This is a genomic window from Castellaniella hirudinis (assembly GCF_047468865.1).
Classification (GTDB): Bacteria; Pseudomonadota; Gammaproteobacteria; order Burkholderiales; family Burkholderiaceae_B; genus Castellaniella; species Castellaniella hirudinis_A.
Genome location: NZ_JBLGTV010000016.1, coordinates 37,526 through 59,434, shown reverse-complemented (window position 1 = coordinate 59,434; position 21,909 = coordinate 37,526). Strand labels below are relative to the sequence as shown.

Here is a 21,909-nt window from a genome sequence, read left to right as displayed (position 1 = left end):
AACATGCAGTCCCTGTGGATGCTGCTTGCCTGCGCGATGTTCGCCATGATGGGCGCCTTCGTCAAAGTGGCGGCCGATCTGGGGGCGACGCTGCCCGAGATCGTCCTGTTTCGCGGTATCCCGTCGGTCTTGCTGTTGTTTTTCTGGGCGCGGGCCACGCGCCGCACGATCCGCCCGGCCAGTTGGCGCCTGCACATCTGGCGCAACCTCAGCGGGATCGCCTCGATGTGGCTGGGGTTTTTCGCGCTCTCGCATCTGCCGCTGCCCACCGCCATCAGTCTGAACTACACCGCGCCGCTGTTCATCGCCGGCTGGTTGTTGTTTTTTGGCGGCGCGCAAAAAGATCCGGTTCGCGTGCTGGCCGTGCTGGCGGGTTTCCTGGGGGTGCTGGGCATTTTGCGCCCCAGCGTCCAGCAGGATCAATGGCTGGCGGCGCTGCTGGGGTTGGCGGCCGGGGGGCTGGCGGCGATCGCCATGATGCAGATTCGCCAGCTGGGCCGTGTCGGCGAACCCGAATGGCGCACGGTGCTGCTGTTTTCCGTCGGGGTCTGCCTCAGCGGCGGGCTGGGGGTGGGCATCCAGGGCTGGCGCACGGACGATCCGCTGGCCTTGCTGTCGCTGGCCGGCCTGGGCGTGGCGGGGCTGGTGGGCCAGCTGGCCATGACGCGCGCGTTCGGCTTGGGGTCTACCCTGTTGACGGCGGCCCTGCAGTACACCACCATCATCTTTGCGGCGTTGATCGGTATCGTGGCCTGGGGCGATCGGCCTGCGCCGCTGGCCTGGGCCGGTATGGCGCTGATCATTGCCTCGGGCCTGCTGTCGGTCTGGCGCACGCATGCGGAATCCCGGGTCATGCGGGGCCTGGACGGCCATGCGGCGTCCGGCCCGGCCACCCCCAACCCATCTCCCACGGAGGCTCCCCCATCATGATCGACTTATTGATTCAGGCCGAGGCGCTGCGCGACCGTCTTAATCGTCCGGGCTGCCTGGTGTTCGATGTGCGTCATGACCTGTTCGATCACCTGGCGGGCCGCCGCGCCTACGAGGCCGGGCATATCCCCGGGGCGCTTTACCTGGATCACGAAACCCAGCTGTGCGCCGCCCGCACCGGGCGCAACGGCCGCCATCCCCTGCCCGATCGGGCCGAATTCGCCGCGCTGCTGCGCGCCCAGGGCCTGACCGCCCGATCCGACGTGGTCGTCTACGATGCGGGCAACGGCATGTTCGCCGCCCACCTGTGGTGGATGCTGCGCTGGCTGGGACACGAGTCCGTGGCCGTGCTGGATGGCGGCTGGGCGGCCTGGCAGGCTGCCGGCGGGGCGGTGGAAACCGGCACGCGCACGGCTTCGGTCAGCGAGGCCCAGGCCATCCAGAGCCTGGTGCTGACGGGTCAGCCGTCCATGCCCATGGTGGATGCCCGCGCGGTGCTGGCCAATCTGGACGATCCGCGTTTTACCGTGCTGGATGCCCGGGGGGCCGAACGCTTTCGCGGCGACGTCGAACCCATCGACCCCGTGGGCGGACACATCCCGGGGGCGCTGAACCGTCCCTTTGCCCAGAACGTCCAGCCCGATGGCCGCTTCAAGCCGGCCGCCCAGCTGCGGGCCGAATTCGAGGCCTTGCTGGGCACGCGCCTGGATCGCGGCATCGTGCACCAATGCGGCTCGGGCATTACGGCCTGCCACAATCTGCTGGCGATGGAACTCGCCGGCCTGCGCGGGTCGGCGTTGTATCCGGGCTCCTGGAGCGAATGGTGCAGCGATCCCGAACATCCGGTGGCGCGGGGGGGCTGACGTCGCGCCGCGGCTTGTCGGGGCATCCTCCGGGCCGGCGCCAGCCGCCCGGCGGCCGGTGGCGCGGCCGGGCGGCGGCTGTCCGGCCCGGCCAGGCGGTTTCTCGTACAATCCAGTCTTGGAACCCCAAGTAAACCCTATTTATGGCTAGTCAATTCGAATCGTGGTTGCACGATACCGCCGCGCATGCCGCCGATGTGCTGGATGAAGTCCTGCCCCCGCCGGAAGACGCCGATCCGGCCCGCTTGCACGAGGCCATGCGCTATGCGGTATTGGGCCCGGGCAAGCGCATCCGGGCGGCCTTGGTGTATGCCGCCGGCGAAGCCAGCAGCCCGTCGGCCAGCCCGGCCGCCGCGGCCCAGGGGCTGGCGCTGGATGGCGCCGCCGCCGCCGTCGAGCTCATCCACGCGTATTCCCTGATTCACGACGATCTCCCCTGCATGGATGACGACGCCATGCGGCGCGGGCGGCCGACGGTGCATCGCCAGTTCGACGACGAGGCGCTGGCCATGCTGGCGGGCGACGCCCTGCAGCCCCTGGCCTTCGACTGCCTGGCCCAGATGCCGATTGCCCCGGCCCTGGTGGTGCAGGCCGTGCAGCTGTTGGCCCGGGCCGCGGGCTGCGAGGGCATGGTGGGCGGGCAGGCCATTGATTGCGCCAGCGTCGGCCAGTCCCTGTCCATCGACACCCTGCAGCAGATGCACCGCATGAAAACCGGCGCCCTGCTGGAGGCCAGCGTGCTGTTGGGCGGGGTGGTGGCGGGGGCCAGTTCGGGCGTGCGCAGCGGCCTGGAATCCTATGCCGCCGCCATGGGGCTGGCGTTCCAGGTGGCGGATGATATCCTGGACGTGACGGCCGATTCAGCCACGCTGGGCAAGACCGCGGGCAAGGACGCCGAGCACGGCAAACCCACCTATGTCTCCATCCTGGGCCTGGACGCCTCGCGCCGGCTGCTGCTGGACTTGCGCGATCAGGCGCACCAGGCCCTGCTGCCGCTGGGGCCGTCGGCCGCCCGGCTGCGGGAACTGGCCGATTACATGGTTGGCCGCACTCATTAACCCCAAGGCGCATAAACCTAGAACAACGCAATGACGACTTTATTGGAAGGTATCGACGCGCCTGCGGCCCTGCGCCGCCTGGATCGCCGTGAACTCAAAGACCTGGCCGTCGAGCTGCGGTCTTTCGTGCTGGATTCCGTGGCCCGCACCGGGGGGCATTTGTCGTCCAACCTGGGGACGGTCGAGCTCACCCTGGCGTTGCATTATGTCTTCAATACCCCCGACGACCGCTTGGTCTGGGATGTGGGCCACCAGTCGTATGCGCATAAGATCCTCACCGGGCGGCGCCGGGACATGGCCAGCCTGCGCCAATGGGGCGGGATATCCGGCTTTCCCAAGCGCAGCGAATCGCCTTACGATGCCTTCGGGACGGCGCATTCTTCGACGTCGATCTCCGCCGCCCTGGGCATGGCCGTGGCGGCCCGCAATGCGGGCCTCGACCGTCAGCACATCGCGGTGATCGGCGACGGCGCCATGACTGCGGGCATGGCCTTCGAGGCCCTGAACAACGCCGGAGTGACCCCGGATGTGAACCTGCTGGTGGTGCTGAACGACAACGACATGTCGATTTCGCCGCCGGTCGGGGCGCTCAACTACTATTTTGCGCGGCTGCTGTCCGGGCAGTTTTATGCGCGGGCCAAGATGATGGGGCGCGCCATGCTGCAGCACGTGCCGCCCGCCCTGGCCCTGGCGCGCAAGCTCGAAGGCCACGCCAAGGGCATGCTGTCGCCCGCCACGCTCTTTGAAGAACTGGGCTTCAACTACATGGGGCCCATTGATGGCCACGACCTCGAAGCCCTGGTGCCCATGCTCGAAAACATCCGCGCCCTGAAAGGGCTGCAGTTCCTGCACGTGGTCACCCGCAAGGGCCAGGGCTACAAGCTGGCCGAGGCCGATCCCGTGCTGTACCACGGGCCGGGAAAATTCGATCCGTCCATCGGCATCCAGACCCCCGCCCAACCCGCCCGGCGCACCTTTACCCAGGTGTTTGGCCGCTGGCTGTGCGACATGGCGCGCCATGACGACCGCCTGGTGGGGGTGACCCCCGCCATGCGCGAGGGCAGCGGGCTGGTCGAATTCGAGCGGCAGTTTCCCCAGCGCTATTTCGACGTGGGCATCGCCGAACAGCATGCCGTCACCTTTGCCGCCGGCCTGGCCTGTGAGGGCAGCAAGCCGGTGGTGGCGATTTATTCCACCTTTCTGCAGCGCGGCTACGATCAGCTCATCCACGACGTGGCCTTGCAGAATCTGGATGTCACGTTCGCCCTGGATCGCGCGGGCATCGTCGGGGCCGACGGCGCCACGCACGCGGGCAATTACGATATCGCGTACTTGCGCTGCATTCCCAATATGGTGGTGGCCACGCCGTCGGACGAGCACGAAGCCCGCCTGCTGCTGAATGCCTGCTATCTGCACGCGGGCCCGGCTTCGGTGCGCTATCCGCGCGGGGCCGGTTGCGGGGCCGACCCCGGCGATTCGCTCGAACCGGTCGCCATCGGCCGCGCCGTGGTGCGCCGCCAGGGCCGGGACACGGCGATCCTGGTGTTCGGCACCCTGCTGCCCCAGGCGGCCCAGGCGGCCCAGGCCCTGGACGCCACCCTGGTGGACATGCGGTTTGTGAAACCCCTGGATGCGGCCCTGCTGTCGCAGCTGGCGGCCGACCACACCCTGTTCGTCACCCTGGAAGAAGCGGCCGTCATGGGCGGCGCGGGCAGCGCCGTCACCGAGTATTTCAATCACCAGGGCATTGTGCGCCCCGTCCTGCAGCTGGGCCTGCCGGATGAATTCATTGATCATGGCGATCAAAAGGCCATCCTCGCCAGGCTGGGCCTGGACGCCGATGGCATCGAAACCTCGATACGCCAGCGTTTGCAAAGGATATCTTCATGAATACCGTGCTCGATTCGGTCGCTGTGGCGATGCCGGATGTGCAAAGCAGTGCCGACACCCGGCATATCGCCATCCAGCGCGTGGGGGTGCGCGGGGTGCGCCATCCCCTGGTGGTGGCGGGGGCGGGCCAGCCCCAGGCCACGATCGCCGACTGGGAGATGACAGTCGCCTTGCCGCCGGAGGAAAAAGGCACCCACATGTCGCGTTTCATTGCCTTGCTGGAAACCCATCGCGGCCAGCCCATGACGCCCGCCTCGATGGCGGCTATGGCGCAGGACATGCTGGCGCTGCTGCAGGCCGACGCGGGCGATGTCGCGGCCAGCTTTCCTTATTTCCTGGACAAGGCCGCCCCGGTCACCGGCGTGCGCAGCCTGCTGGATTACCAGGTGCGCTGGTCGGTGCGGGTGCGCCAGGGAGAGCAGCCGTCCTTTTCCCTGCAGGTGCAGGTGCCGGTCACCAGCCTGTGCCCATGCTCCAAGGCGATTTCCGAATACGGGGCGCACAACCAGCGCTCACACGTGACGGTGCGCCTGCAGTGTGCGGCAGACCAGGCACCCGTCCTGGATGATTTGATTCCCCGCATCGAAGCCCAGGCCTCGTGCGAACTCTGGGGGCTTCTGAAGCGCGCGGACGAAAAATTCGTCACGGAACGCGCCTACGAAAACCCGAAATTCGTCGAAGATCTGGTGCGCGACGTGGCCGTGATGCTGCGGGCCTTGCCGGGGGTGGAGGGCTTCGAGGTCGAAGCCGAGAACTTCGAATCCATCCATAATCATTCCGCCTACGCGGTGGTGCGCAGCCGTTAACGCACTGCGCCGTCGCGGCCCCCCGCCGATGCGGCGGGCCGCGGTGCTGGCGGCGCCGGAGTCACCAGGCGCTCCCGGCACCTAGCATCCGGCATCCGGCACGCGCCCAATTCCGGGGCGGTGCATAGCCGGCCCCTCAATCAGGCGTGTGCCGGCCGGGCTGGCTGTGAGTGGGTTGGGGTTTCCCATAAATACAAGATTCGTGCTACACTGCTTGGTTACTTGCCCGACCAGATTTTGTTTTATGGGGTTTTCCATAGGCGGGGTTTTGGCGGGCTGTCTGTCAACATCGCAGATATCCACAAGGAGTCATTCATGCGTCACTACGAAGTAGTGTTTATTGTGCATCCCGATCAAAGCGAGCAAGTGCCCGCCATGATCGAGCGCTATTCCGCCACGGTCACCACCCACGGCGGCCAGATTCACCGGGTCGAAGACTGGGGCCGCCGCCAGCTGGCCTATCCCATTCAGAAGCTCGTCAAGGCCCACTACGTGTGCTTCAACATCGAGTGCAACCAGGCCGCCCTGGACGAACTCGAACACGCGTTCCGCTATAACGACGCCATCCTGCGCCACTTGTTCATCAAGACCAAGCACGCCCACACCGAACCGTCGCTGATGATGAAGTCGGTCGAACGCGAAGAAGCCCGCAAGGCTTCCACCGCCGAGTCCTCGAACGCTGCTTGATCCGGCGCGCGCGCGATCCGTGAACCGCGTCGAACTGGCTGTGCGATTGCTGGAGATTCCGCCCATGCGCCACACGCCGGCTGGCCTGCCTGTGCTGCGCCTGCCGCTGGCCCATGAATCCCAGGTCATCGAAGCCGGCCTCGAACGCCGGGTCTCGATGGAATTCAAGGCAGTCGCCCTGGGCGACGTGGCCTTGGAACTGGCCGGAAAGCCCGTGGGCAGCCAGGTGCGGATGGTCGGTTTTCTGGCCCCGCAGCGTCAAGGATCGGATCGGCTGGTATTGCATATCCAGCAGCTTGTGCAGGCAACTGAATGAACCCGCCGGGCCCGGCCCGGAACCAGACAAAGGTCTAACTATCATGGCTTACTTCAAAAAGTCCAAAGAAAAACGTAAATTCGGACAACAGAACCCGTTGTTCAAACGTCGCAAATTCTGCCGTTTCACCGTCGCCAAGGTCGAGGAAATCGACTACAAGGATCTCGACACCCTGCGTGATTTCATCCAGGAAAACGGCAAGATCATCCCGGCCCGCCTGACCGGCACCAAGGCACACTACCAGCGCCAGCTGGATACGGCCATCAAGCGCGCCCGCTTCCTGGCCCTGTTGCCGTACACCGACAACCACAACTAAGCCAGGGGTCAATCGTCATGCAAATCATTCTGCTTGAAAAAGTCGCCAATCTCGGCAACCTGGGCGATGTCGTGCGCGTGCGCGATGGCTACGCCCGCAATTTCCTGATCCCCAAGAAGATCGCCCGCCGCGCCACTGACGCCGCCCTGAAAGAATTCGAAGCTCGCCGTGCCGAGCTCGAAAAACTGCAGGCCGAAAAACTGGCCGCCGCCCAGGCCTTGTCCGAAAAACTCCATGGTTTCGCCCTGGTCATCGGCCAGAAGGCCGGTGTCGACGGCCGCCTGTTCGGCTCGGTCACCAACATGGACGTCGCCAAGGCCTTGCAGGCCGCCGGCTTTGCCGATGTGCACAAAGGTCAAGTCCACATGCCCGACGGCGCCATCAAGGCCGTGGGCGAGTTCCCCCTGCAGGTTGCGCTGCACGCCGACGTGGTGGCCGATGTCACGCTCACGGTGCAGGGCGAAATGGCGTAATCGCCGCATCGGCGTCCGGGGCCCCGCCTTGCGCCGAAGCCCGGGCTTCGGTTCGGCCAGGCGGGCGGCGGTGCCGCATTGCCCCGCCGCAATCGGGCGGGGTAGGATAAAAGGGCCGGCATGTCGTCGGCCCTTTTTTCGTTTTGAAGGACACTCGGGGTGGAAACCAAAGCCGATACGCAGTTGGATTATTTACGGGTGCCGCCGCATTCCATCGAGGCCGAGCAATCGGTGCTGGGCGGGCTGCTGCTGGACAACGCCGCCTTCGACCGCATCGCCGATGTCCTGGTCGAAGACGATTTCTACCGCTTCGACCATCGGCTGATCTGGCAGCATATCGCGCGTCTGATCAGCCTGTCGCGCCCGGCCGACGTGATTACGGTGTTCGAATCCCTGAGCTCGTCGGGCAAGGCCGACGACACCGGCGGCCTGGCCTATCTGAACGCCCTGGCGCACAATACCCCGTCGGCGGCCAATATTCGCCGCTATGCCGAGATCGTGCGTGAACGCGCCATGCTGCGCAAGCTGGTGTCGATTGCCGACGAAATCTCCGAGGCCGCCTTCAATCCGCAGGGCAAGGAAGCCCGCCAGATCCTGGACGAGGCCGAGTCCCGAGTATTCCAGATCGCCCAGGAAGGCGCGCGCGGCATGGCCGGGTTCCAGGAAATCCGTCCCCTGCTGGCCCAGGTGGTCGAGCGCATCGACGAGCTCTATCACCGCGAAGGGGATTCCGACATCACCGGGGTGCCCACCGGCTTCGAAGATCTGGATCGCATGACCTCGGGCCTGCAGCCGGGCGACCTGGTCATCGTGGCGGGCCGCCCGTCCATGGGGAAGACGTCTTTTTCCATGAATATCGGCGAGCACGTCGCCATCGAGCAGGGGCTGCCCGTGGCGGTGTTCTCCATGGAAATGGGGGCGGTGCAGCTGGCCATGCGCATGATCGGCTCGGTGGGCATGCTGGATCAGCACCGCATGCGCACCGGCAAGCTGAACCAGGACGACTGGCCGCGCCTGACGCACGCCGTGCAAAAGGTGGAACAGGCGCAAATCTACATTGATGAAACCCCGGCCTTGACCGCCATGGAGCTGCGCGCCCGTGCCCGGCGGCTGTCGCGCCAGTGCGGCCAGCTGGGCCTGATCATCATCGACTATATCCAGTTGATGTCCGGCAGCGGGGGGGAAAACCGCGCCACGGAAATCTCCGAGATCAGCCGGTCCCTGAAGGGCCTGGCCAAGGAACTCAACTGCCCCATGGTGGCCTTGTCGCAATTGAACCGCAGCCTGGAACAGCGCCCCAACAAGCGCCCCGTCATGAGCGACCTGCGCGAATCCGGGGCCATCGAGCAGGACGCCGACGTGATCATCTTCATCTACCGCGACGAAGTCTACAACCCGGATTCACCGGACAAAGGCACGGCCGAGATCATCATCGGCAAGCAGCGCAATGGCCCCATCGGCACGGTGCGCCTGACTTTTCAGGGCGCCAGCACGCGGTTTCTCAATTTTTCGGCGGCCCCTGTGTTTTAACGTGAAAGGCCTTGTGTCCTGGATGCAGTGGGAACGGTATCCCGGAAGCCCGCCCCCGTCTGGCGGTAGCCGCGCCTGTGCCGTGCGCGCCCGCCAGCCGGCTTTTTCAGCCCGGGTGGCGCGTGGTCATTTTCAGCGCCATGGCCAGCGCGGCCCGCAACGATGACGGGTCGGCGATGCCCTGGCCGGCGATGTCGAAGGCCGTGCCGTGATCCACGCTGGTGCGCACGAAGGGCAGGCCCACCGTGACGTTGACGCCTTCGTCCAGGCCCAGGTACTTGACCGGGATCAGGCCCTGGTCGTGGTACTGGGCCACGACGATGTCGAATTCGCCCTGGCGCGCCCGCATGAACACCGTGTCGCCCGGCCAGGGGCCGGAGACCTCCAGCCCCTGGGCGCGGGCCTGGGCGATGGCCGGGGCGATGTGGCGGGCTTCTTCGTCGCCGAAGACGCCGCCTTCGCCCGCGTGGGGATTCAGGCCCGCCACCGCGATGCGCGGCCGGTCGATGCCGGATTGCCGGCAGGCCAGGTGGGCCAGCCCGATGGCGCGGGTTTCGGCGGCCTGGTCGATGGCCGCCGGGACGTCGGCCAGGGCGATGTGGATCGTGACCAGCAGCACGCGCAGCTCGTCGTTGGCCAGCATCATGGCGTAGTCGGCGGTGCCGGTGCGCGCCGCCAGGATTTCCGTGTGGCCGGGGAAGTCGATGCCCCCCGCATGCATGGCGCCCTTGTGCAGGGGGGCCGTCACCAGGGCGCGCAGCCGCCCGGCGAGGGCGTCGTCGATGGCGTGGCACAGGTATTCATAGGCCCCGCGCCCGGCCCGCGCATCCACGCGCCCGGCGGGCAGGTCGGGGGGCAGGGCCTGCCAGCGGTTCAGCACCCCGATGACGCCGCCGGTGGTGCCCGCGCCGGGCTGATCCAGCGGCTGCACCCGCAGGGCCGTCCCCAGCGCCCGGCAGGTGCGCGCCAGGATGCCCGCGTCGCCATACACCACCGCCGGGTGGGGCAGCCCTTGCGCGAACAGGCGCGCAATCAGTTCCGGCCCCACGCCCGCCGCGTCGCCCATGGTGAAGGCCAGGGGCCGGCGGCTGGTATCCGCCGGCTCGTCATGGGCTGTCCTGGCCTGCGGCGGCTGGCGCAAGGGTGCCGCCGGCCTAGAGCGCGTCGCTGGCATAGTCGGCCAGGCGGGACCGTTCGCCGCGTTGCAGGGTGATGTGGCCGGCGTGCGGCCAGCCCTTGAAGCGATCCACCACATACGTCAGCCCCGAGCTGCCTTCGGTGAGGTAAGGCGTGTCGATCTGGGCGATGTTGCCCAGGCAGACGATCTTGGTGCCGGGCCCCGCCCGGGTAATCAGGGTTTTCATCTGCTTGGGGGTCAGGTTCTGGGCTTCGTCGATGATCAGGAACTTGTTCAGAAAGGTGCGCCCGCGCATGAAATTCAGGGACTTGACCTTGATGCGCGAACGGATGAGATCCATGGCCGGGGTCTTGCTCCAGTCTTGGCCGCCGCCGTTGCCGTTGGTGCTGACGGGGCCGCCGGAGCCCTGGTGCAGGACTTCCAGATTGTCTTCCAGCGCGCCCATCCAGGGCAGCATTTTTTCTTCCTCGGTGCCGGGCAGGAAGCCGATGTCGTCGCCCACCGGGACGGTGGCCCGGGTGATGATGATTTCGGTGTAGCGCTTGGTCTCGAAGGTTTGCGCCAGCCCGCTGGCCAGTGTCAGCAGGGTCTTGCCTGTGCCGGCCTGGCCCAGCAGGGACACGAAGTCGACGTCGGGGTCCATCAGCAGGTTCAGCGCGAAATTTTGTTCGCGGTTGCGGGCCGTGATGCCCCAGACGCTGTTCTTGGCGTGGCTGTAGTCGCGCAGCGTGGACAGCACGGCGCTCTTGCCGGTGACTTCGTGCACTTGGGCGGCCAGCGGCATGTCGCCGTCGTAGTAGACGAATTCGTTGACGCTGAACTGGCTGCACAGGGGGCCGCGCACGCGATACCAGGTCAGGCCGTTCTGCTGCCAGGATTCGATGTCCTTGCCGTGCTTGATCCAGAAGTTTTCCGGCAGGGGCATGACGCCGTCGTACAGCAGGTCGGAATCGTCCAGGACATGGTCGTTCAGGTAGTCTTCGGCGGGCAGGCCCAGTGCGCGGGCCTTCAGGCGCATGTTGATGTCTTTGGACACCAGCACGATTTCGCGTTTCGGGGATTCCTGGCGCAGGCCGTGGACGATGCTGAGGATGACGTTGTCGGCCTTGCCCATGGGCAGCTCGACGGGCAGGTGCGCGTCGGTGGGCCGGGTCTGGACGTATAGCGCGCCCAGGGCGTCGGTGTTGCCCAGGGTGTCCAGGCGCACGCCCTTGGCCAGGTCGGCCGTGGCGATTAGTTCATCCAGATAGCGGCTGACCTGGCGCGCGTTGCGGGCGACCTCGGACATGCCTTTTTTCTGGTGATCCAGTTCTTCCAGCACGATCATGGGCAGGAAGACGTCGTGCTCGGCGAAGCGGAACAGCGACGTGGGGTCGTGTAGCAGGACGTTGGTGTCCAGCACGAAAAGTTTGCGCTGGGCGGCGGGCAGGCGCTTGGCGCGCGGTTTGGCCGCCGGGGCGGCGGCTGCCTGCGCGGTGTCGGTCTTGCGCCGCCCGGCCGGCGGTGTCGCGGCCGGGGCGGCCTGCCGGGCGGCGGGCGCTGCCGAGGGGGCGGGTGTCGCCGGGGGAGCGGACGTTGCGGCGGGCGTTGCAGCGGCAGGCGTCGTTGCGGCGGGTGCCGTTGCAGCGGGTGTTGTTGCAGCGGTGCGCGGCTTGGCCGCCGGCGCAGCGGACGCCGCCGCGGGCGCCGGGGCGCTTGTTGGCGTAGCCGGCGTGGCCGGCACGCTGGCGCGCGCCGTCAGGATGGCGGCGATGGGCCGCTTGCCGCGCTTGGCCGGGGCGGCGGCCGGGGTGTCCCGGGCGGGCGCCGGTGTTGCCGCCGGGGCGCTGCGGGCGGGTGTCGCGGCGGCCGCCGGGGCGGCGTCGGGGGTGGCGACGGCGGCCGTCGCGGCGGTATCCGGTGTGGCGGTGTCGCCCAGTCGGCTGGGCGGTTTGGGCAGGGGCATAGAGAAGGGCTCCGGGGCCTAGGCGGCCAGGTTCTGTGCGGCTTGCAGGACTTCCTGGGCGTGATCGGGGACGCGCACCTTGCGCCATTCCTGAACCAGGATGCCCTGGGCATTGACCAGGAAAGTGCTGCGTTCGATGCCGCGCACCTGCTTGCCGTACATGTTTTTCAGCTTCATCACGTCAAACAGCTGGCACAGGGTTTCGTCGGGATCGGCAATCAGGGCGAAGGGCAGGGACTGCTTGGCGGTGAAGTTGTCGTGGGATTTCAGGGTGTCGCGCGAAATGCCGTAGACGGCGCAGCCCGCCGCCAGGAACTGGTCGTGCAGGTCGCGGAAATCCTGGGATTCGGTGGTGCAGCCGGGGGTGTTGTCCTTGGGGTAGAAGTACAGGACGAAAGGGCGGCCCAGCAGCGTACTGGAATCGAACGGGCCGTGGGTGGATTCGGCGGTCAGGCGGGGCAGGGCCTGGCCTGTGGCGATGGAACTCATGTGGTGGGGCCTCCGGGAAGCAGCAGGGCCAGGACGCGGCGCTCTTCGGACATCAGGATGTTGTAGGTGCGGGCGGCGGCCTGGGTGGTCATGGTCTCGACCCCGATGCCCAGCCGCAGCAGCGGGCGGATGATATCGGGGGCCAGGAAGACCTGGCGGGTGCCCGTGCCGATCAGCAGGACTTCCGGCGCATCCTTGGGCAGGCTGGGCGGCGCGTCGTCCAGGAAGGCCATGGGATCCCGGGGCGCGTCCAGACCCACCAGGGTCTTCAGGAATGCGCCGTCGATGTCGGCGGCGCTGTGCAGATCCAGGGTCTGGATGGGCCCTTCGGGGCCGAAGCAGACTGCGGTTTCGTAGCGCGTCTGGTTGATTTCCAGGTGGTGTTCCCCATAGGCTGTCACGGTGTTCAGGGCGGGATTGAAGTCTTTTTGCAGTAGCACGGTGCACTCCAGAGTTCCTGTGATGATAGCGCAGTGGGGGCGCCGCCGTGCGGCCTGCCGCGCGCGCCGGGCCGCGGGGTGGCGAGGGCGCCGCGCCATCCCGCCAAGACCGGCCTTTTGCGCGCGCCGCGCCGCTGGATTTGCGAGACCGGGGCGCATGCGCTAGATTATCGGATTTGCTGCACTGCAATCATCCGCCCGCTTTTGCCTTCCCCCAAAGGATCATCATGACGACCTTTCCGCGCATCGAGCGCCTCCCCCCCTATGTGTTCAACATCACCGGGGAACTGAAGATGGCCGCCCGCCGCCGCGGCGAGGACATCATTGATATGTCCATGGGCAACCCCGATGGCCCCACGCCGCCGCACATCGTCGACAAGCTGGTCGAGGCCGCCCAGCGGCCCGACACGCACGGTTATTCGGTGTCCAAGGGCATCCCGCGCCTGCGCCGGGCCATCACGGGCTGGTATCAGCGCCGCTACGGGGTGGATTTCAACCCCGACACGGAAGCCATCGTCACCATCGGCTCGAAAGAGGGCCTGGCCCACCTGATGCTGGCCACGCTGGATCGCGGGGATACCGTGCTGGTGCCCAATCCCAGCTACCCCATCCATATCTATGGGGCGGTGATCGCCGGGGCCAACATCCGCTCGGTGCCCATGACCCCGGGGCTGGACTTTTTCGAGGAAATCGAGCGCGCCGTGCGCGAAGCCATCCCCAAGCCCAAGATGATGATCCTGGGCTTTCCCAGCAATCCCACCGCGCAATGCGTGGATCTGTCGTTTTTCGAGCGCATCGTGGCGCTGGCCAAGGAACACGGCATTCTGGTGGTGCACGACCTGGCCTATGCCGACATCACGTTCGACGGCTATGTGGCGCCGTCCATCATGCAGGTGACGGGCGCGCGCGACGTCGCCGTCGAATTCTTCACCATGAGCAAAAGCTACAACATGGCGGGCTGGCGCATCGGCTTCATGGTGGGCAACCAGGAATTGGTCAACGCCCTGGCGCGGATCAAGAGCTATCACGACTACGGCACCTTCACGCCCTTGCAGGTGGCCGCGATCGCCGCCCTCGAAGGCCCCCAGGATTGCGTGGCCGAGGTCGTGGAACAATACCGCCGCCGGCGCGACACGCTGGCCAAGGGCCTGCACGATGCCGGCTGGCCGGTGGATATTCCCAAGGCGTCCATGTACATCTGGGCGCGGATACCCGAACCCTATCGCGCCCAGGGCTCGCTGGAATTCTCCAAGCACCTGCTGGCCGAGGCCAAGGTCGCTGTGTCGCCGGGCATCGGCTTTGGCGACTACGGCGATGAATACGTGCGCTTCGCCCTGATCGAAAACGAGCAGCGCATCCGCCAGGCGGTGCGCGGCATCAAGGACATGTTTCGCAAGGACGGGCTGCTGAAATGAAGCCGATTCGCATTGGCCTGCTGGGCCTGGGGGTGGTCGGCGGCGGCGTCTGGACGGTGTTGGCGCAAAACGGCGACGAAATCACCCGCCGGGCGGGCCGCCGCGTCGAGGTCGCCGCCGTGGCGGTGCGCGACGTGGCCAAGGCCCGCGCCCTGGTCGGCGACGCGGTCACCGTGACCAATGACGGCATGGCGCTGGCCCTGGATCCCGACATCGACATCATCGTCGAACTCATGGGCGGCGATACGCTGGCCCGCGACTGTATTCTGGCCGCCATCGACCAGGGCAAGCACATCGTCACCGCCAACAAGGCCCTGTTGGCCGTGCACGGCAATGAAATCTTCGCCGCGGCCCAGGCGCGCGGGGTGATGGTGGCCTTCGAGGCCGCCGTGGCCGGGGGGATTCCCATCATCAAGGCCATCCGCGAAGGGCTGACGGCCAACCGCATCCAGTGGGTGGCCGGGATCATCAACGGCACCACCAATTTCATCCTGTCCGAAATGCGTCAGCGCGGCCTGCCGTTTGCCGAGGTGCTGGCCGAGGCCCAGCGCCTGGGCTACGCCGAGGCCGACCCCACGTTCGACATCGAAGGCGTGGATGCCGCGCACAAGCTCACCCTGCTGGCTTCGCTGGCCTTCGGCATTCCGGTGCAGTTCGACAAGGCCACCACCGAAGGTCTCCCCGGTCTGGCGTCCGAGGACATCCTGCATGCCGCCCGTCTGGGCTATCGGATCAAGCTGCTGGGGATCACGCGCCGGCGCCCCGATGGCATCGAACTGCGCGTGCACCCCACGCTGGTGCCCGAAGACTGTCTGCTGGCCAATGTCGAGGGCGCCATGAATGCCGTGCTGGTGCGCGGCGACGTCGTGGGCCTGTCCATGTACTACGGCCAGGGGGCGGGGGCGCTGCCCACGGCTTCGGCGGTCGTGGCTGATCTGGTCGACGTGGCGCGCCTGCAGATGGCCGACCCCGAGCACCGGGTGCCGCACCTGGCCTTCCAGCCCGATGCCATGGTGGATATTCCCATCCTGCCCATGGCCGAGGTTCGTTCCAGTTTTTACCTGCGCCTGCGCGTGGATGACCGGCCCGGGGTGCTGGCCGACCTGGCCCGGATTCTGTCCGGGGCCGGGATTTCCGTGGGCTCGATGTTCCAGCAGCCGCATGGCGACCGCCAGGCCGATATTATTTTCCTGACTCATGAAGCCCGCGAGGGCGACGTGGATACCGCCTTGCAGGCCATGCAGGCCCAGCCTTTCGTGCGTTCGGACGTGACCCGTTTGCGCGTGGAGAATCTCTCTTGAAATACCGCTCTACCCGGGGGGGCATGGCCCCTGTCCCTTTTTGCGACATCCTGCTCGAAGGCCTGGCCCCCGACGGCGGCCTGTCCTTGCCCGAAACCCTGCCGCGGCTGGATGCCGAAACGCTGGAATCCTGGCGGCCGCTGGCCTATCCCCAGCTGGCGGCCCGGGTGCTGGGCCTGTTCATCGACGACATCCCGGCGGATGACTTGCTGCGCCTGACGCAGGCCGCCTACCGCCCGGAAGTCTTTCCCTCGATCGCCCCGCTCAAGCCGCTGACGCCGGGCCTGTCCCTGCTGGGACTGTCCGAAGGCCCCACGCTGGCTTTCAAGGACATGGCCATGCAGTTCCTGGGCCAGGTGTTCGAGTACGTGCTGCAAAAGCGCGGGCAGACCTTGAACATCCTGGGGGCGACGTCGGGCGATACGGGGTCGGCCGCCGAATACGCCTTGCGCGGCAAGCAGGGCGTGGCGGTGTTCATGCTGTCGCCCCATGGCCGCATGAGCCCCTTCCAGCGGGCGCAGATGTATTCCCTGCAGGACGACAACATCCACAATATCGCCGTGCATGGGGTGTTCGACGAATGCCAGGACATCGTCAAGGCCCTGGCGGGCGACCTGGACTTCAAGACCCGGTATCGCCTGGGGGCGGTCAATTCCATCAACTGGGCGCGGATCGCCGCCCAGATCGTGTATTACGTCTGGGGCTGGCTGCGGGCCACCCAGGGCCCGGGGCAACTGGTGTCCTTCGCCGTGCCGTCGGGCAATTTCGGCAATATCCTGGCCGGCCATTTGGCGCGCCAAATGGGCCTGCCCATCCATCGCCTGGTATTGGCCACCAACGAAAACAACGTGCTGGAAGAATTCTTCCGCACCGGGGTGTACCGGCCGCGCCCGGCCAGCCGGACCTTCGCCACGTCCAGCCCGTCCATGGATATTTCCCGGGCGTCCAACTTCGAGCGCTTCGTGTTCGACCTGGTGGGCCAGGACGCCGCGCGGGTGCGCGCCCTGATGGATCAGCTGCGGCAAACCGGGCAATTCGACCTGTCCAGCCTGCAAGACCAGTTCACGGCCCGCTATGGCTTTGTCTCGGGGGCCAGCACGCATGCCGACCGCCTGGCCACCATCCGCGACATCCATGAACAGACCGGGGTGCTGATCGACCCCCACACCGCCGATGGTGTGCAGGTGGCCCGGGCCCACCTGGATCCGGGCGTGCCCATGCTGGTGCTGGAAACCGCCTTGCCCGCGAAGTTCGCCGACACCATCGTCCAGGCGATCGGCCAAGAGCCAGCGGTGCCGCCGGGGCTGCAAGACCTGCAGCAGCGCCCGCAGCGCGTGGTGGAGATGGCGTGCGATGCGCAGCAGGTAGCCGATTACCTGCGGCGGCACGCCGTCTAGTTTTTTTTTCCGCCGAGCCGCCGCCTTTCGGGGTTGCGGCCCTTTGCGTGCTCAGGCTGCGCGATAGGTTTGCAGGTGAATGCTGGTTTCCGACTGGCTGATGCCCCGGATCAGGCGGATGCGTTCCAGCACCTTGGCCAGCTCCTGCAGGTCGGCGGCCCGCAGTTCGGCCAGCAGATCCCAGCGGCCATTGGTGTCGTGCAGGGCGGCTACGCCGGGTTCGCCCAGCAGGCTGGCGATCACCGTGCGGGCGTCGTTGCCTTCCACGGCGATGCCCATCCAGGCGCCGATGTTCTGCGGTTGCACGTCGGGGCGCAGGCGCACCGTGTAGCCCACGATCAGGCCGGCGTCCTCCAGCCGCCGGATGCGCTGGGTGACCGTGCCGCGCGCCACCCCCAGGCGCTTGGCCAGGGTGGCGATGCTGCTGCGCGCGTCCGCCCGCAGCAAGCGGATCAGCTGCTGATCCGTGCTGTCGATCGAAATATCCTTGCTCATGATGCCTTGTTCCTCGTGGTGTGTCGTCCGGTTTGCCGCGCGTGTCCCGCCCGGCATGCCGGGGTGTCTTGGGCGTCGGCAATGAAAACAAGCAAATTGCATTTTCAATGCCAGCATTCTGATGATTTTATGCCATATTGCATGCATTTTTGACGATAGTTATTGTCTCCGCTTTTCGCCATACTGGAACCCGGATAAGGATTAAACGGAGACCACCATGCAACGCACGCACACATCCAATCCCAGAACCCTGTTTCTGGATACCCACGACGTCGCCCGCCTGCTGGGCGCCATGGGGCTGCCCGAGGCCGTGACACAGCTCGTCGGCCGCCTGCGGGCCGACTACCTGCGCTGGCCGCAGTTCGACAAGGCCGCCCGGATCGCCAGCTATGCCGAGCCCGGCACCATCGAACTCATGCCCATCAGCGATGGCCAGCAATACACCTTCAAATGCGTCAATGGCCATCCCGGCAACGGGGCCTATGGCCTGCCCACGGTCATGGCCACCGGGGCTTTGCTGGATTGCGATACCGGCATGATCCGCATGATGAGTGAATTGACCCTGACCACGGCCCTGCGCACGGCGGCGACTTCAGCCCTGGCGGCGCAGGCGCTGGCCCGGCCCGACAGCCGCAGCATGGCGGTGATCGGCAATGGCGCGCAAAGCGATTTCCAGGTCATCGCCTTCTATACCCTGCTGGGCATCCGCGAATTCCGCCTGTTCGACATCGACCGGGGCGCGTCGCTGCGCCTGCAGCGCAACCTGGCGGCCAGCGGCCTGGCCGATCTGGACGTGCGGGTCTGCGACTCGGTCGAGCAGGCGGTCAAGGGGGCGGACATCGTCACCACCGTGACCGCCTACCAGGGGGTCGCCCAGGTTCTGAGCGCCGACCTGCTGGAACCCGGCATGCACATCAATGCCGTGGGCGGCGACTGCCCGGGCAAGACCGAGCTGGATCCGGCCATCCTGCCCAAGACCACGGTGTTCGTCGAATTCCCGCCGCAGACGCGCAACGAAGGCGAAATCCAGCACCAGGCGGCCGATTTCCCCATCACCGAACTCTGGCAGGTGCTGGCCGGCCAGCGGCCCGGGCGCGCCGATGATGCCCAGATCACCCTGTTCGATTCGGTGGGCTTCGCCCTGGAAGATTACTCGGCCCTGCAGTTTCTGTACGCCCAGGCCACCCAGCATGGGGTGGGGCGTTGGGTGGACGTCACTCCGCACCAGGAAGACCCGCGCGACCTGTTCGGTTGGCTGCAGGCCCAGGGCCGCGCGGAAACCGTGTCGGCTTGAGCCGGGCGGCGCGCCGGCGGCGACCGGTTCGGGGCTTACCCGGACGCCGGGCCGGCCGCCAGCGCGGCGGCGCGCAGGCCGCTGCGCACCGCGCCTTCCAGCACGGCGGGGTAGCCGGTGTCGGTCCAGTCGCCCGCCAGCAGCAGGCCAGGCCAGGCCGTCGCGGTGCCGGGCCGCGCCAAACCGGGGGTCACGTCGAACGTGGCCCTTTTTTCGTTGATCAGGGCCCAGGCCGACACCGGGGGCAGGGGTTGGGCGCACTGGGTGTGCAGTTGGGCCAATACGCCGGCCCGGACGGCGTCCGGCGGGGCATGGGCCAGCGCGTCGGCGCGGCCGATGACCACGTGGGCCAGGGTCTGGTCGTCGGCCGATGCCGCGCTGTGGCTGCGGTCGAAGAACCATTGGCCCCAGGCGTTTTTGTCCGGGTCGTCCCACAGCAGGCCCAGGGCCATGCCGCTGCGCCAGGGGGCCGTCAGGCGCAGGTGCAGCGTGGCGATGGCGGCGTGCCGCCAGGTTGGCCAGCGGGCCAGGTAGGCCGCCGCGTCTGGCAGGGGCCGCAGCAAGCGCTGGGCGGCGGCAGGGGGCGTGGCCAGGATCACCCGGTCAAAGGCTTCTCCATCCACCCGCCAGCCGGAACCCGGCCCCGGGTCGAGGCGCTGGACGCGCTGCCGCCGCAGACGGGGGCCCAGGAGATCGCATGCTTTTTGCGGCCACAGCGCGTGCAGCGTATGGCGCGGGATCAGCATCCGGCTGGCGCGGGCGTCGGCGGCCAGGCTGTCGCGCAGCACCCGGGCAAACAGGCGCGCCTCGGTGTGCGCGATCGGGGTGTTGGTGGCGGCCAGGCACAAGGGCGCCCACAGGCGCTGCAGCAGCGGCGCGGGGCAACCCAGCCGGGCCAGCCAATCCTGCAGCGTCAGATGCGGGTCGATCCGGTCGGGATGGGCGGCGTTCAGAACCCGGGCCAAGTGCCAGCGGCCGCGCCAGCCTTCCAGCCCCCGGCTGTCCAGCACGGCCCCCAAACGGTGCCAGGGGGCGGGCAGGGCCCAGAACCGCAGGCGCAGCCGCCGGTCGGCGGATTGCAGCCGCAGGGGCTGGGTCAGGCAGGCGTCATGCGGATCCAGGCCCAGGGACTGCATCAGCGCGCAGGTTTCGCGGTAGGCCCCCAGCAGCAGGTGGGGGCCGTTGTCGATCACCTGCCCCAGGGCGGGGTGCCTGACCGGGCGGGCGCGTCCGCCGGGCTGGGGGGCGGCCTCGAAGACCTGGACGTCGCGCCCTTGCTGGCGCAGGCGGACGGCGGCGGCCAGCCCCGCCCAGCCCGCCCCGACCACCGCGATCTTCATGCCGCCAGACGCTTGACCAGTCCCCGGCCGCCGCCGACCCAGACTTTCCAGGCCAGCCAGAACTTGCGGATGGGCGTCAGGGCGATGCGCTGCTGCAGTACGTGCCAGCCGTCGCGCTCGATCTCGTCCAGCAGGGTGGCGTAGATGGCGGCCATCATCAGGCCGGGGCGCTGGGCGCGGCGGTCGGCCTCGGGCAGCAGGCGCATGGCGTCGCGGTACAGGGCGCGGGCGCGTTCGGTCTGCTGGCGCATCAGGGCTTGGAAATTGTCGCTGTAGCGGCCGTCCAGGATGTCGTCCATCGTCACCCCGTGCTGCCGCATATCGGCTTCGGGCAGGTAGATGCGCCCGCGCCGGGCATCGTCGCCCACGTCGCGGATGATGTTCGTCATCTGGAAAGCCAGGCCCAGGGTCTCGGCGTATTGCAGGGTTTCGGGCCGGGTGTGGCCAAAGATGCCGGCGGACAATTCCCCCACCACGCCGGCGGCGCGCCAGCAGTATTCTTTCAGGCTTGGCCAGTCGGGATAGCGGAACTGATCCAGATCCATTTCCATGCCTTCGATCAGGGCGTAGAAGGGGTCGGGCCGCAGGGCGTAGGTGGACAGGTGGCGTTGCAGGGCAATCGCCACGGGGTGGTCGGGGGTGCCGCCGAACATCGCGTCCACCTGGGTGCGCCACCAGTTCAGCTTCATGCGGGCCACCGAGGCTTCTTCGACCTCGTCGACGATGTCGTCCACCTCGCGGCAGAATGCGTACAGCGCGGTGATGGCCTTGCGTTGTTCACCGGGCAGGAACAAGAAAGAGTAATAAAAGCTGGATCCGCTCTGGGCCGCTTTTTTTTGGCAGTATTCGTCAGGTGTCATGGTGGGTAAGCCGTGCCGGAGTCGGCCGGGGGCGTGGTCGGCAGAATGCGCGCCAGCATAGCAGGAAGCGGTCGCGGCGGGTCAGGATGGGCCGGTTGGCATAAGGGTTGTACTGCCCGGCGGCCAGCTTTTCCAGGATGCGCAGGCCGCCGTGCACCACCAGGCGCAGTTCCAGCCCGAACCGCCCGGGCAGGCGCCAGGCCAGCGGGCTGCCGGCCCGCAGCAGCTGCTCCGCGATGCGGGCCTGCTCCCGCAGGGCGGCCTGCCAGGCCGCGGGCGCCTGGGCCGGCGGGTGGCGGCACAGGTCGGCCAGGCCGGGCAGGGTCAGCTGGTGGCGCGCCAGGCAGTCCAGGGGGATATAGCAGCGGCCCTTGGCCTGGTCGATGGCCACGTCCTGGCAGAAGTTGACGCGCTGCAGGCCGCTGCAGAGGGCGTCGGATTCGGCCAGATCCCGGGGGCTTGTGGCGCCTGTCAGGTGCAGCATCAGGCGGCCCACCGGGTTGGCTGAACGGCTGCAGTAATCCATCAAGGCGTGTTCGTCGGCGTAGTGCGGGACATGGGTGTCCTGCATGAAGGCCGACAGCAGATCCAGGAAGGGTTGGATGGGCAGGTGGTGCGCGTGGATGGTTTCGCCCAGGCGCTGGAACATGGCCAGATCGGCGGCGGGCAGGGGCGCGCGCACGGCCTTGCGGCTGCCCAGATCCTGGATGGCCGAGCGCCAGGCCTGCAGGGCGGCCAGCCGGGTGGCGGGGTCGGCGTCGCCCTCGTCGGCCAGGTCGTCCGCGCCCCGGGCGAAGGCGTACAGGCTGCGCACGGCCGGGCGCAGGGCGGCGGGCAGCAGGATCGAGGCGACCGGGAAGTTTTCGTAGTGATCAATCGACATCATCAGGCAGTATACTGATTGTCGGCCGGCAAACGGCCCTGTC

22 protein-coding genes are annotated in these 21,909 nt (G+C 67.4%); 14 read left to right on the top strand and 8 right to left on the bottom strand.

Annotated elements, in window-relative coordinates:
* Positions 1 to 3 precede the first annotated feature (3 nt).
* The 10 genes from ACMHYJ_RS15095 to ACMHYJ_RS15050 all read left to right on the top strand — a co-directional run bounded on the left by ACMHYJ_RS15095 (position 4) and on the right by ACMHYJ_RS15050 (position 8,869).
* Positions 4 to 930 carry a DMT family transporter gene (locus ACMHYJ_RS15095; RefSeq protein ID WP_414247015.1) on the top strand — a complete coding sequence of 309 codons (927 nt, stop codon included), beginning with the start codon at positions 4 to 6 and terminating at the stop codon, positions 928 to 930.
* A complete protein-coding gene (locus ACMHYJ_RS15090) occupies positions 927 to 1,793 on the top strand; it encodes a sulfurtransferase (protein WP_414247014.1) in 867 nt (288 codons plus the stop codon). The genes ACMHYJ_RS15095 and ACMHYJ_RS15090 overlap by 4 nt, the downstream gene beginning before the upstream one ends.
* A gap of 143 nt (positions 1,794 to 1,936) precedes the next feature.
* A complete protein-coding gene (locus ACMHYJ_RS15085; protein WP_414247013.1) occupies positions 1,937 to 2,851 on the top strand; it encodes a polyprenyl synthetase family protein in 915 nt (304 codons plus the stop codon).
* A gap of 30 nt (positions 2,852 to 2,881) precedes the next feature.
* A complete protein-coding gene (gene dxs / locus ACMHYJ_RS15080) occupies positions 2,882 to 4,741 on the top strand; it encodes a 1-deoxy-D-xylulose-5-phosphate synthase (RefSeq protein ID WP_414247011.1) in 1,860 nt (619 codons plus the stop codon).
* Positions 4,738 to 5,547 (top strand): GTP cyclohydrolase FolE2, encoded by an 810-nt coding sequence (gene folE2 / locus ACMHYJ_RS15075; RefSeq protein WP_414247010.1) that lies wholly within the window; start codon positions 4,738 to 4,740, stop codon positions 5,545 to 5,547. The genes dxs and folE2 overlap by 4 nt, the downstream gene beginning before the upstream one ends.
* A gap of 315 nt (positions 5,548 to 5,862) precedes the next feature.
* The gene (rpsF, locus tag ACMHYJ_RS15070; protein WP_414247009.1) at positions 5,863 to 6,234 is read left to right on the top strand and encodes a 30S ribosomal protein S6; all 372 of its coding nucleotides are present in this window, start codon (positions 5,863 to 5,865) and stop codon (positions 6,232 to 6,234) included.
* Between the two features lie 19 nt (positions 6,235 to 6,253).
* Positions 6,254 to 6,550, top strand: a complete 297-nt coding sequence (gene priB / locus ACMHYJ_RS15065; protein WP_414247008.1) for a primosomal replication protein N — start codon at positions 6,254 to 6,256, stop codon at positions 6,548 to 6,550.
* Between the two features lie 43 nt (positions 6,551 to 6,593).
* Positions 6,594 to 6,866 (top strand): 30S ribosomal protein S18, encoded by a 273-nt coding sequence (gene rpsR / locus ACMHYJ_RS15060; RefSeq protein ID WP_066456389.1) that lies wholly within the window; start codon positions 6,594 to 6,596, stop codon positions 6,864 to 6,866.
* Between the two features lie 17 nt (positions 6,867 to 6,883).
* Positions 6,884 to 7,339 (top strand): 50S ribosomal protein L9, encoded by a 456-nt coding sequence (gene rplI / locus ACMHYJ_RS15055; protein WP_414247007.1) that lies wholly within the window; start codon positions 6,884 to 6,886, stop codon positions 7,337 to 7,339.
* Between the two features lie 159 nt (positions 7,340 to 7,498).
* A complete protein-coding gene (locus tag ACMHYJ_RS15050; protein WP_414247006.1) occupies positions 7,499 to 8,869 on the top strand; it encodes a replicative DNA helicase in 1,371 nt (456 codons plus the stop codon).
* Between the two features lie 106 nt (positions 8,870 to 8,975).
* On the opposite strand, the gene pdxA is transcribed toward ACMHYJ_RS15050, so the two are convergent.
* From pdxA to ACMHYJ_RS15030, 4 genes are all read right to left on the bottom strand, one after another.
* Positions 8,976 to 9,935 carry a 4-hydroxythreonine-4-phosphate dehydrogenase PdxA gene (gene pdxA, locus ACMHYJ_RS15045; protein ID WP_414247029.1) on the bottom strand — a complete coding sequence of 320 codons (960 nt, stop codon included), beginning with the start codon at positions 9,933 to 9,935 and terminating at the stop codon, positions 8,976 to 8,978.
* Positions 9,936 to 10,023: 88 nt separating this feature from the next.
* A complete protein-coding gene (locus ACMHYJ_RS15040) occupies positions 10,024 to 11,952 on the bottom strand; it encodes a PhoH family protein (protein ID WP_414247005.1) in 1,929 nt (642 codons plus the stop codon).
* Between the two features lie 18 nt (positions 11,953 to 11,970).
* The gene (locus tag ACMHYJ_RS15035; protein WP_414247004.1) at positions 11,971 to 12,441 is read right to left on the bottom strand and encodes a peroxiredoxin; all 471 of its coding nucleotides are present in this window, start codon (positions 12,439 to 12,441) and stop codon (positions 11,971 to 11,973) included.
* Positions 12,438 to 12,881: an Mth938-like domain-containing protein gene (locus ACMHYJ_RS15030; protein ID WP_414247003.1), complete on the bottom strand. Its 444-nt coding sequence runs from the start codon at positions 12,879 to 12,881 to the stop codon at positions 12,438 to 12,440. The genes ACMHYJ_RS15035 and ACMHYJ_RS15030 overlap by 4 nt, the downstream gene beginning before the upstream one ends.
* A gap of 227 nt (positions 12,882 to 13,108) precedes the next feature.
* On the opposite strand from ACMHYJ_RS15030, the gene alaC reads away from it, so the two are divergent.
* From alaC to thrC, 3 genes are read left to right on the top strand one after another with little or no spacing between them, the layout of a single operon-like run.
* Positions 13,109 to 14,296: an alanine transaminase gene (gene alaC / locus ACMHYJ_RS15025; protein ID WP_414247002.1), complete on the top strand. Its 1,188-nt coding sequence runs from the start codon at positions 13,109 to 13,111 to the stop codon at positions 14,294 to 14,296.
* Entirely contained in the window at positions 14,293 to 15,597 is a 1,305-nt protein-coding gene (locus tag ACMHYJ_RS15020; RefSeq protein WP_414247001.1) for a homoserine dehydrogenase, read from the top strand. Before alaC ends, ACMHYJ_RS15020 begins: the two co-directional genes overlap by 4 nt.
* Positions 15,594 to 16,994, top strand: coding sequence for a threonine synthase (thrC, locus tag ACMHYJ_RS15015; RefSeq protein WP_414247000.1), 1,401 nt, complete (start codon positions 15,594 to 15,596; stop codon positions 16,992 to 16,994). The genes ACMHYJ_RS15020 and thrC overlap by 4 nt, the downstream gene beginning before the upstream one ends.
* Positions 16,995 to 17,045: 51 nt before the next feature.
* Here the strand turns inward: thrC and ACMHYJ_RS15010 are convergent, their stop codons facing one another.
* Entirely contained in the window at positions 17,046 to 17,471 is a 426-nt protein-coding gene (locus ACMHYJ_RS15010; RefSeq protein ID WP_414247028.1) for an Lrp/AsnC family transcriptional regulator, read from the bottom strand.
* Positions 17,472 to 17,706: 235 nt separating this feature from the next.
* Between ACMHYJ_RS15010 and ACMHYJ_RS15005 the strand changes: the two genes are divergently transcribed.
* Positions 17,707 to 18,783 carry an ornithine cyclodeaminase gene (locus tag ACMHYJ_RS15005; protein ID WP_414246999.1) on the top strand — a complete coding sequence of 359 codons (1,077 nt, stop codon included), beginning with the start codon at positions 17,707 to 17,709 and terminating at the stop codon, positions 18,781 to 18,783.
* 35 nt (positions 18,784 to 18,818) lie between these two features.
* Here ACMHYJ_RS15005 and hpnE read toward each other — a convergent pair whose 3' ends face one another.
* The 3 genes from hpnE to hpnC are packed head-to-tail and all read right to left on the bottom strand — an operon-like array spanning position 18,819 to position 21,866.
* Positions 18,819 to 20,123, bottom strand: a complete 1,305-nt coding sequence (gene hpnE / locus ACMHYJ_RS15000) for a hydroxysqualene dehydroxylase HpnE (protein WP_414246998.1) — start codon at positions 20,121 to 20,123, stop codon at positions 18,819 to 18,821.
* Positions 20,120 to 20,983: a presqualene diphosphate synthase HpnD gene (hpnD, locus tag ACMHYJ_RS14995; RefSeq protein ID WP_414246997.1), complete on the bottom strand. Its 864-nt coding sequence runs from the start codon at positions 20,981 to 20,983 to the stop codon at positions 20,120 to 20,122. Before hpnD ends, hpnE begins: the two co-directional genes overlap by 4 nt.
* Positions 20,973 to 21,866, bottom strand: coding sequence for a squalene synthase HpnC (gene hpnC, locus ACMHYJ_RS14990; protein ID WP_414247027.1), 894 nt, complete (start codon positions 21,864 to 21,866; stop codon positions 20,973 to 20,975). The genes hpnD and hpnC overlap by 11 nt, the downstream gene beginning before the upstream one ends.
* Between the last annotated feature and the right edge of the window lie 43 nt (positions 21,867 to 21,909).

What these genes read in the sequence shown, in the direction of transcription:
- hpnC (WP_414247027.1), bottom strand. Translation starts at nt 21,866, where the DNA reads ATGTCGATTGATCACTACGAAAACTTCCCGGTCGCCTCGATCCTGCTG.
- rplI (WP_414247007.1), top strand. Translation starts at nt 6,884, where the DNA reads ATGCAAATCATTCTGCTTGAAAAAGTCGCCAATCTCGGCAACCTGGGC.
- ACMHYJ_RS15020 (WP_414247001.1), top strand. Translation starts at nt 14,293, where the DNA reads ATGAAGCCGATTCGCATTGGCCTGCTGGGCCTGGGGGTGGTCGGCGGC.
- pdxA (WP_414247029.1), bottom strand. Translation starts at nt 9,935, where the DNA reads ATGGGCGACGCGGCGGGCGTGGGGCCGGAACTGATTGCGCGCCTGTTC.
- ACMHYJ_RS15085 (WP_414247013.1), top strand. Translation starts at nt 1,937, where the DNA reads ATGGCTAGTCAATTCGAATCGTGGTTGCACGATACCGCCGCGCATGCC.
- ACMHYJ_RS15095 (WP_414247015.1), top strand. Translation starts at nt 4, where the DNA reads ATGCAGTCCCTGTGGATGCTGCTTGCCTGCGCGATGTTCGCCATGATG.
- ACMHYJ_RS15005 (WP_414246999.1), top strand. Translation starts at nt 17,707, where the DNA reads ATGCAACGCACGCACACATCCAATCCCAGAACCCTGTTTCTGGATACC.
- rpsR (WP_066456389.1), top strand. Translation starts at nt 6,594, where the DNA reads ATGGCTTACTTCAAAAAGTCCAAAGAAAAACGTAAATTCGGACAACAG.
- ACMHYJ_RS15035 (WP_414247004.1), bottom strand. Translation starts at nt 12,441, where the DNA reads ATGAGTTCCATCGCCACAGGCCAGGCCCTGCCCCGCCTGACCGCCGAA.
- hpnE (WP_414246998.1), bottom strand. Translation starts at nt 20,123, where the DNA reads ATGAAGATCGCGGTGGTCGGGGCGGGCTGGGCGGGGCTGGCCGCCGCC.
- dxs (WP_414247011.1), top strand. Translation starts at nt 2,882, where the DNA reads ATGACGACTTTATTGGAAGGTATCGACGCGCCTGCGGCCCTGCGCCGC.
- alaC (WP_414247002.1), top strand. Translation starts at nt 13,109, where the DNA reads ATGACGACCTTTCCGCGCATCGAGCGCCTCCCCCCCTATGTGTTCAAC.
- rpsF (WP_414247009.1), top strand. Translation starts at nt 5,863, where the DNA reads ATGCGTCACTACGAAGTAGTGTTTATTGTGCATCCCGATCAAAGCGAG.
- folE2 (WP_414247010.1), top strand. Translation starts at nt 4,738, where the DNA reads ATGAATACCGTGCTCGATTCGGTCGCTGTGGCGATGCCGGATGTGCAA.
- ACMHYJ_RS15040 (WP_414247005.1), bottom strand. Translation starts at nt 11,952, where the DNA reads ATGCCCCTGCCCAAACCGCCCAGCCGACTGGGCGACACCGCCACACCG.
- hpnD (WP_414246997.1), bottom strand. Translation starts at nt 20,983, where the DNA reads ATGACACCTGACGAATACTGCCAAAAAAAAGCGGCCCAGAGCGGATCC.
- ACMHYJ_RS15090 (WP_414247014.1), top strand. Translation starts at nt 927, where the DNA reads ATGATCGACTTATTGATTCAGGCCGAGGCGCTGCGCGACCGTCTTAAT.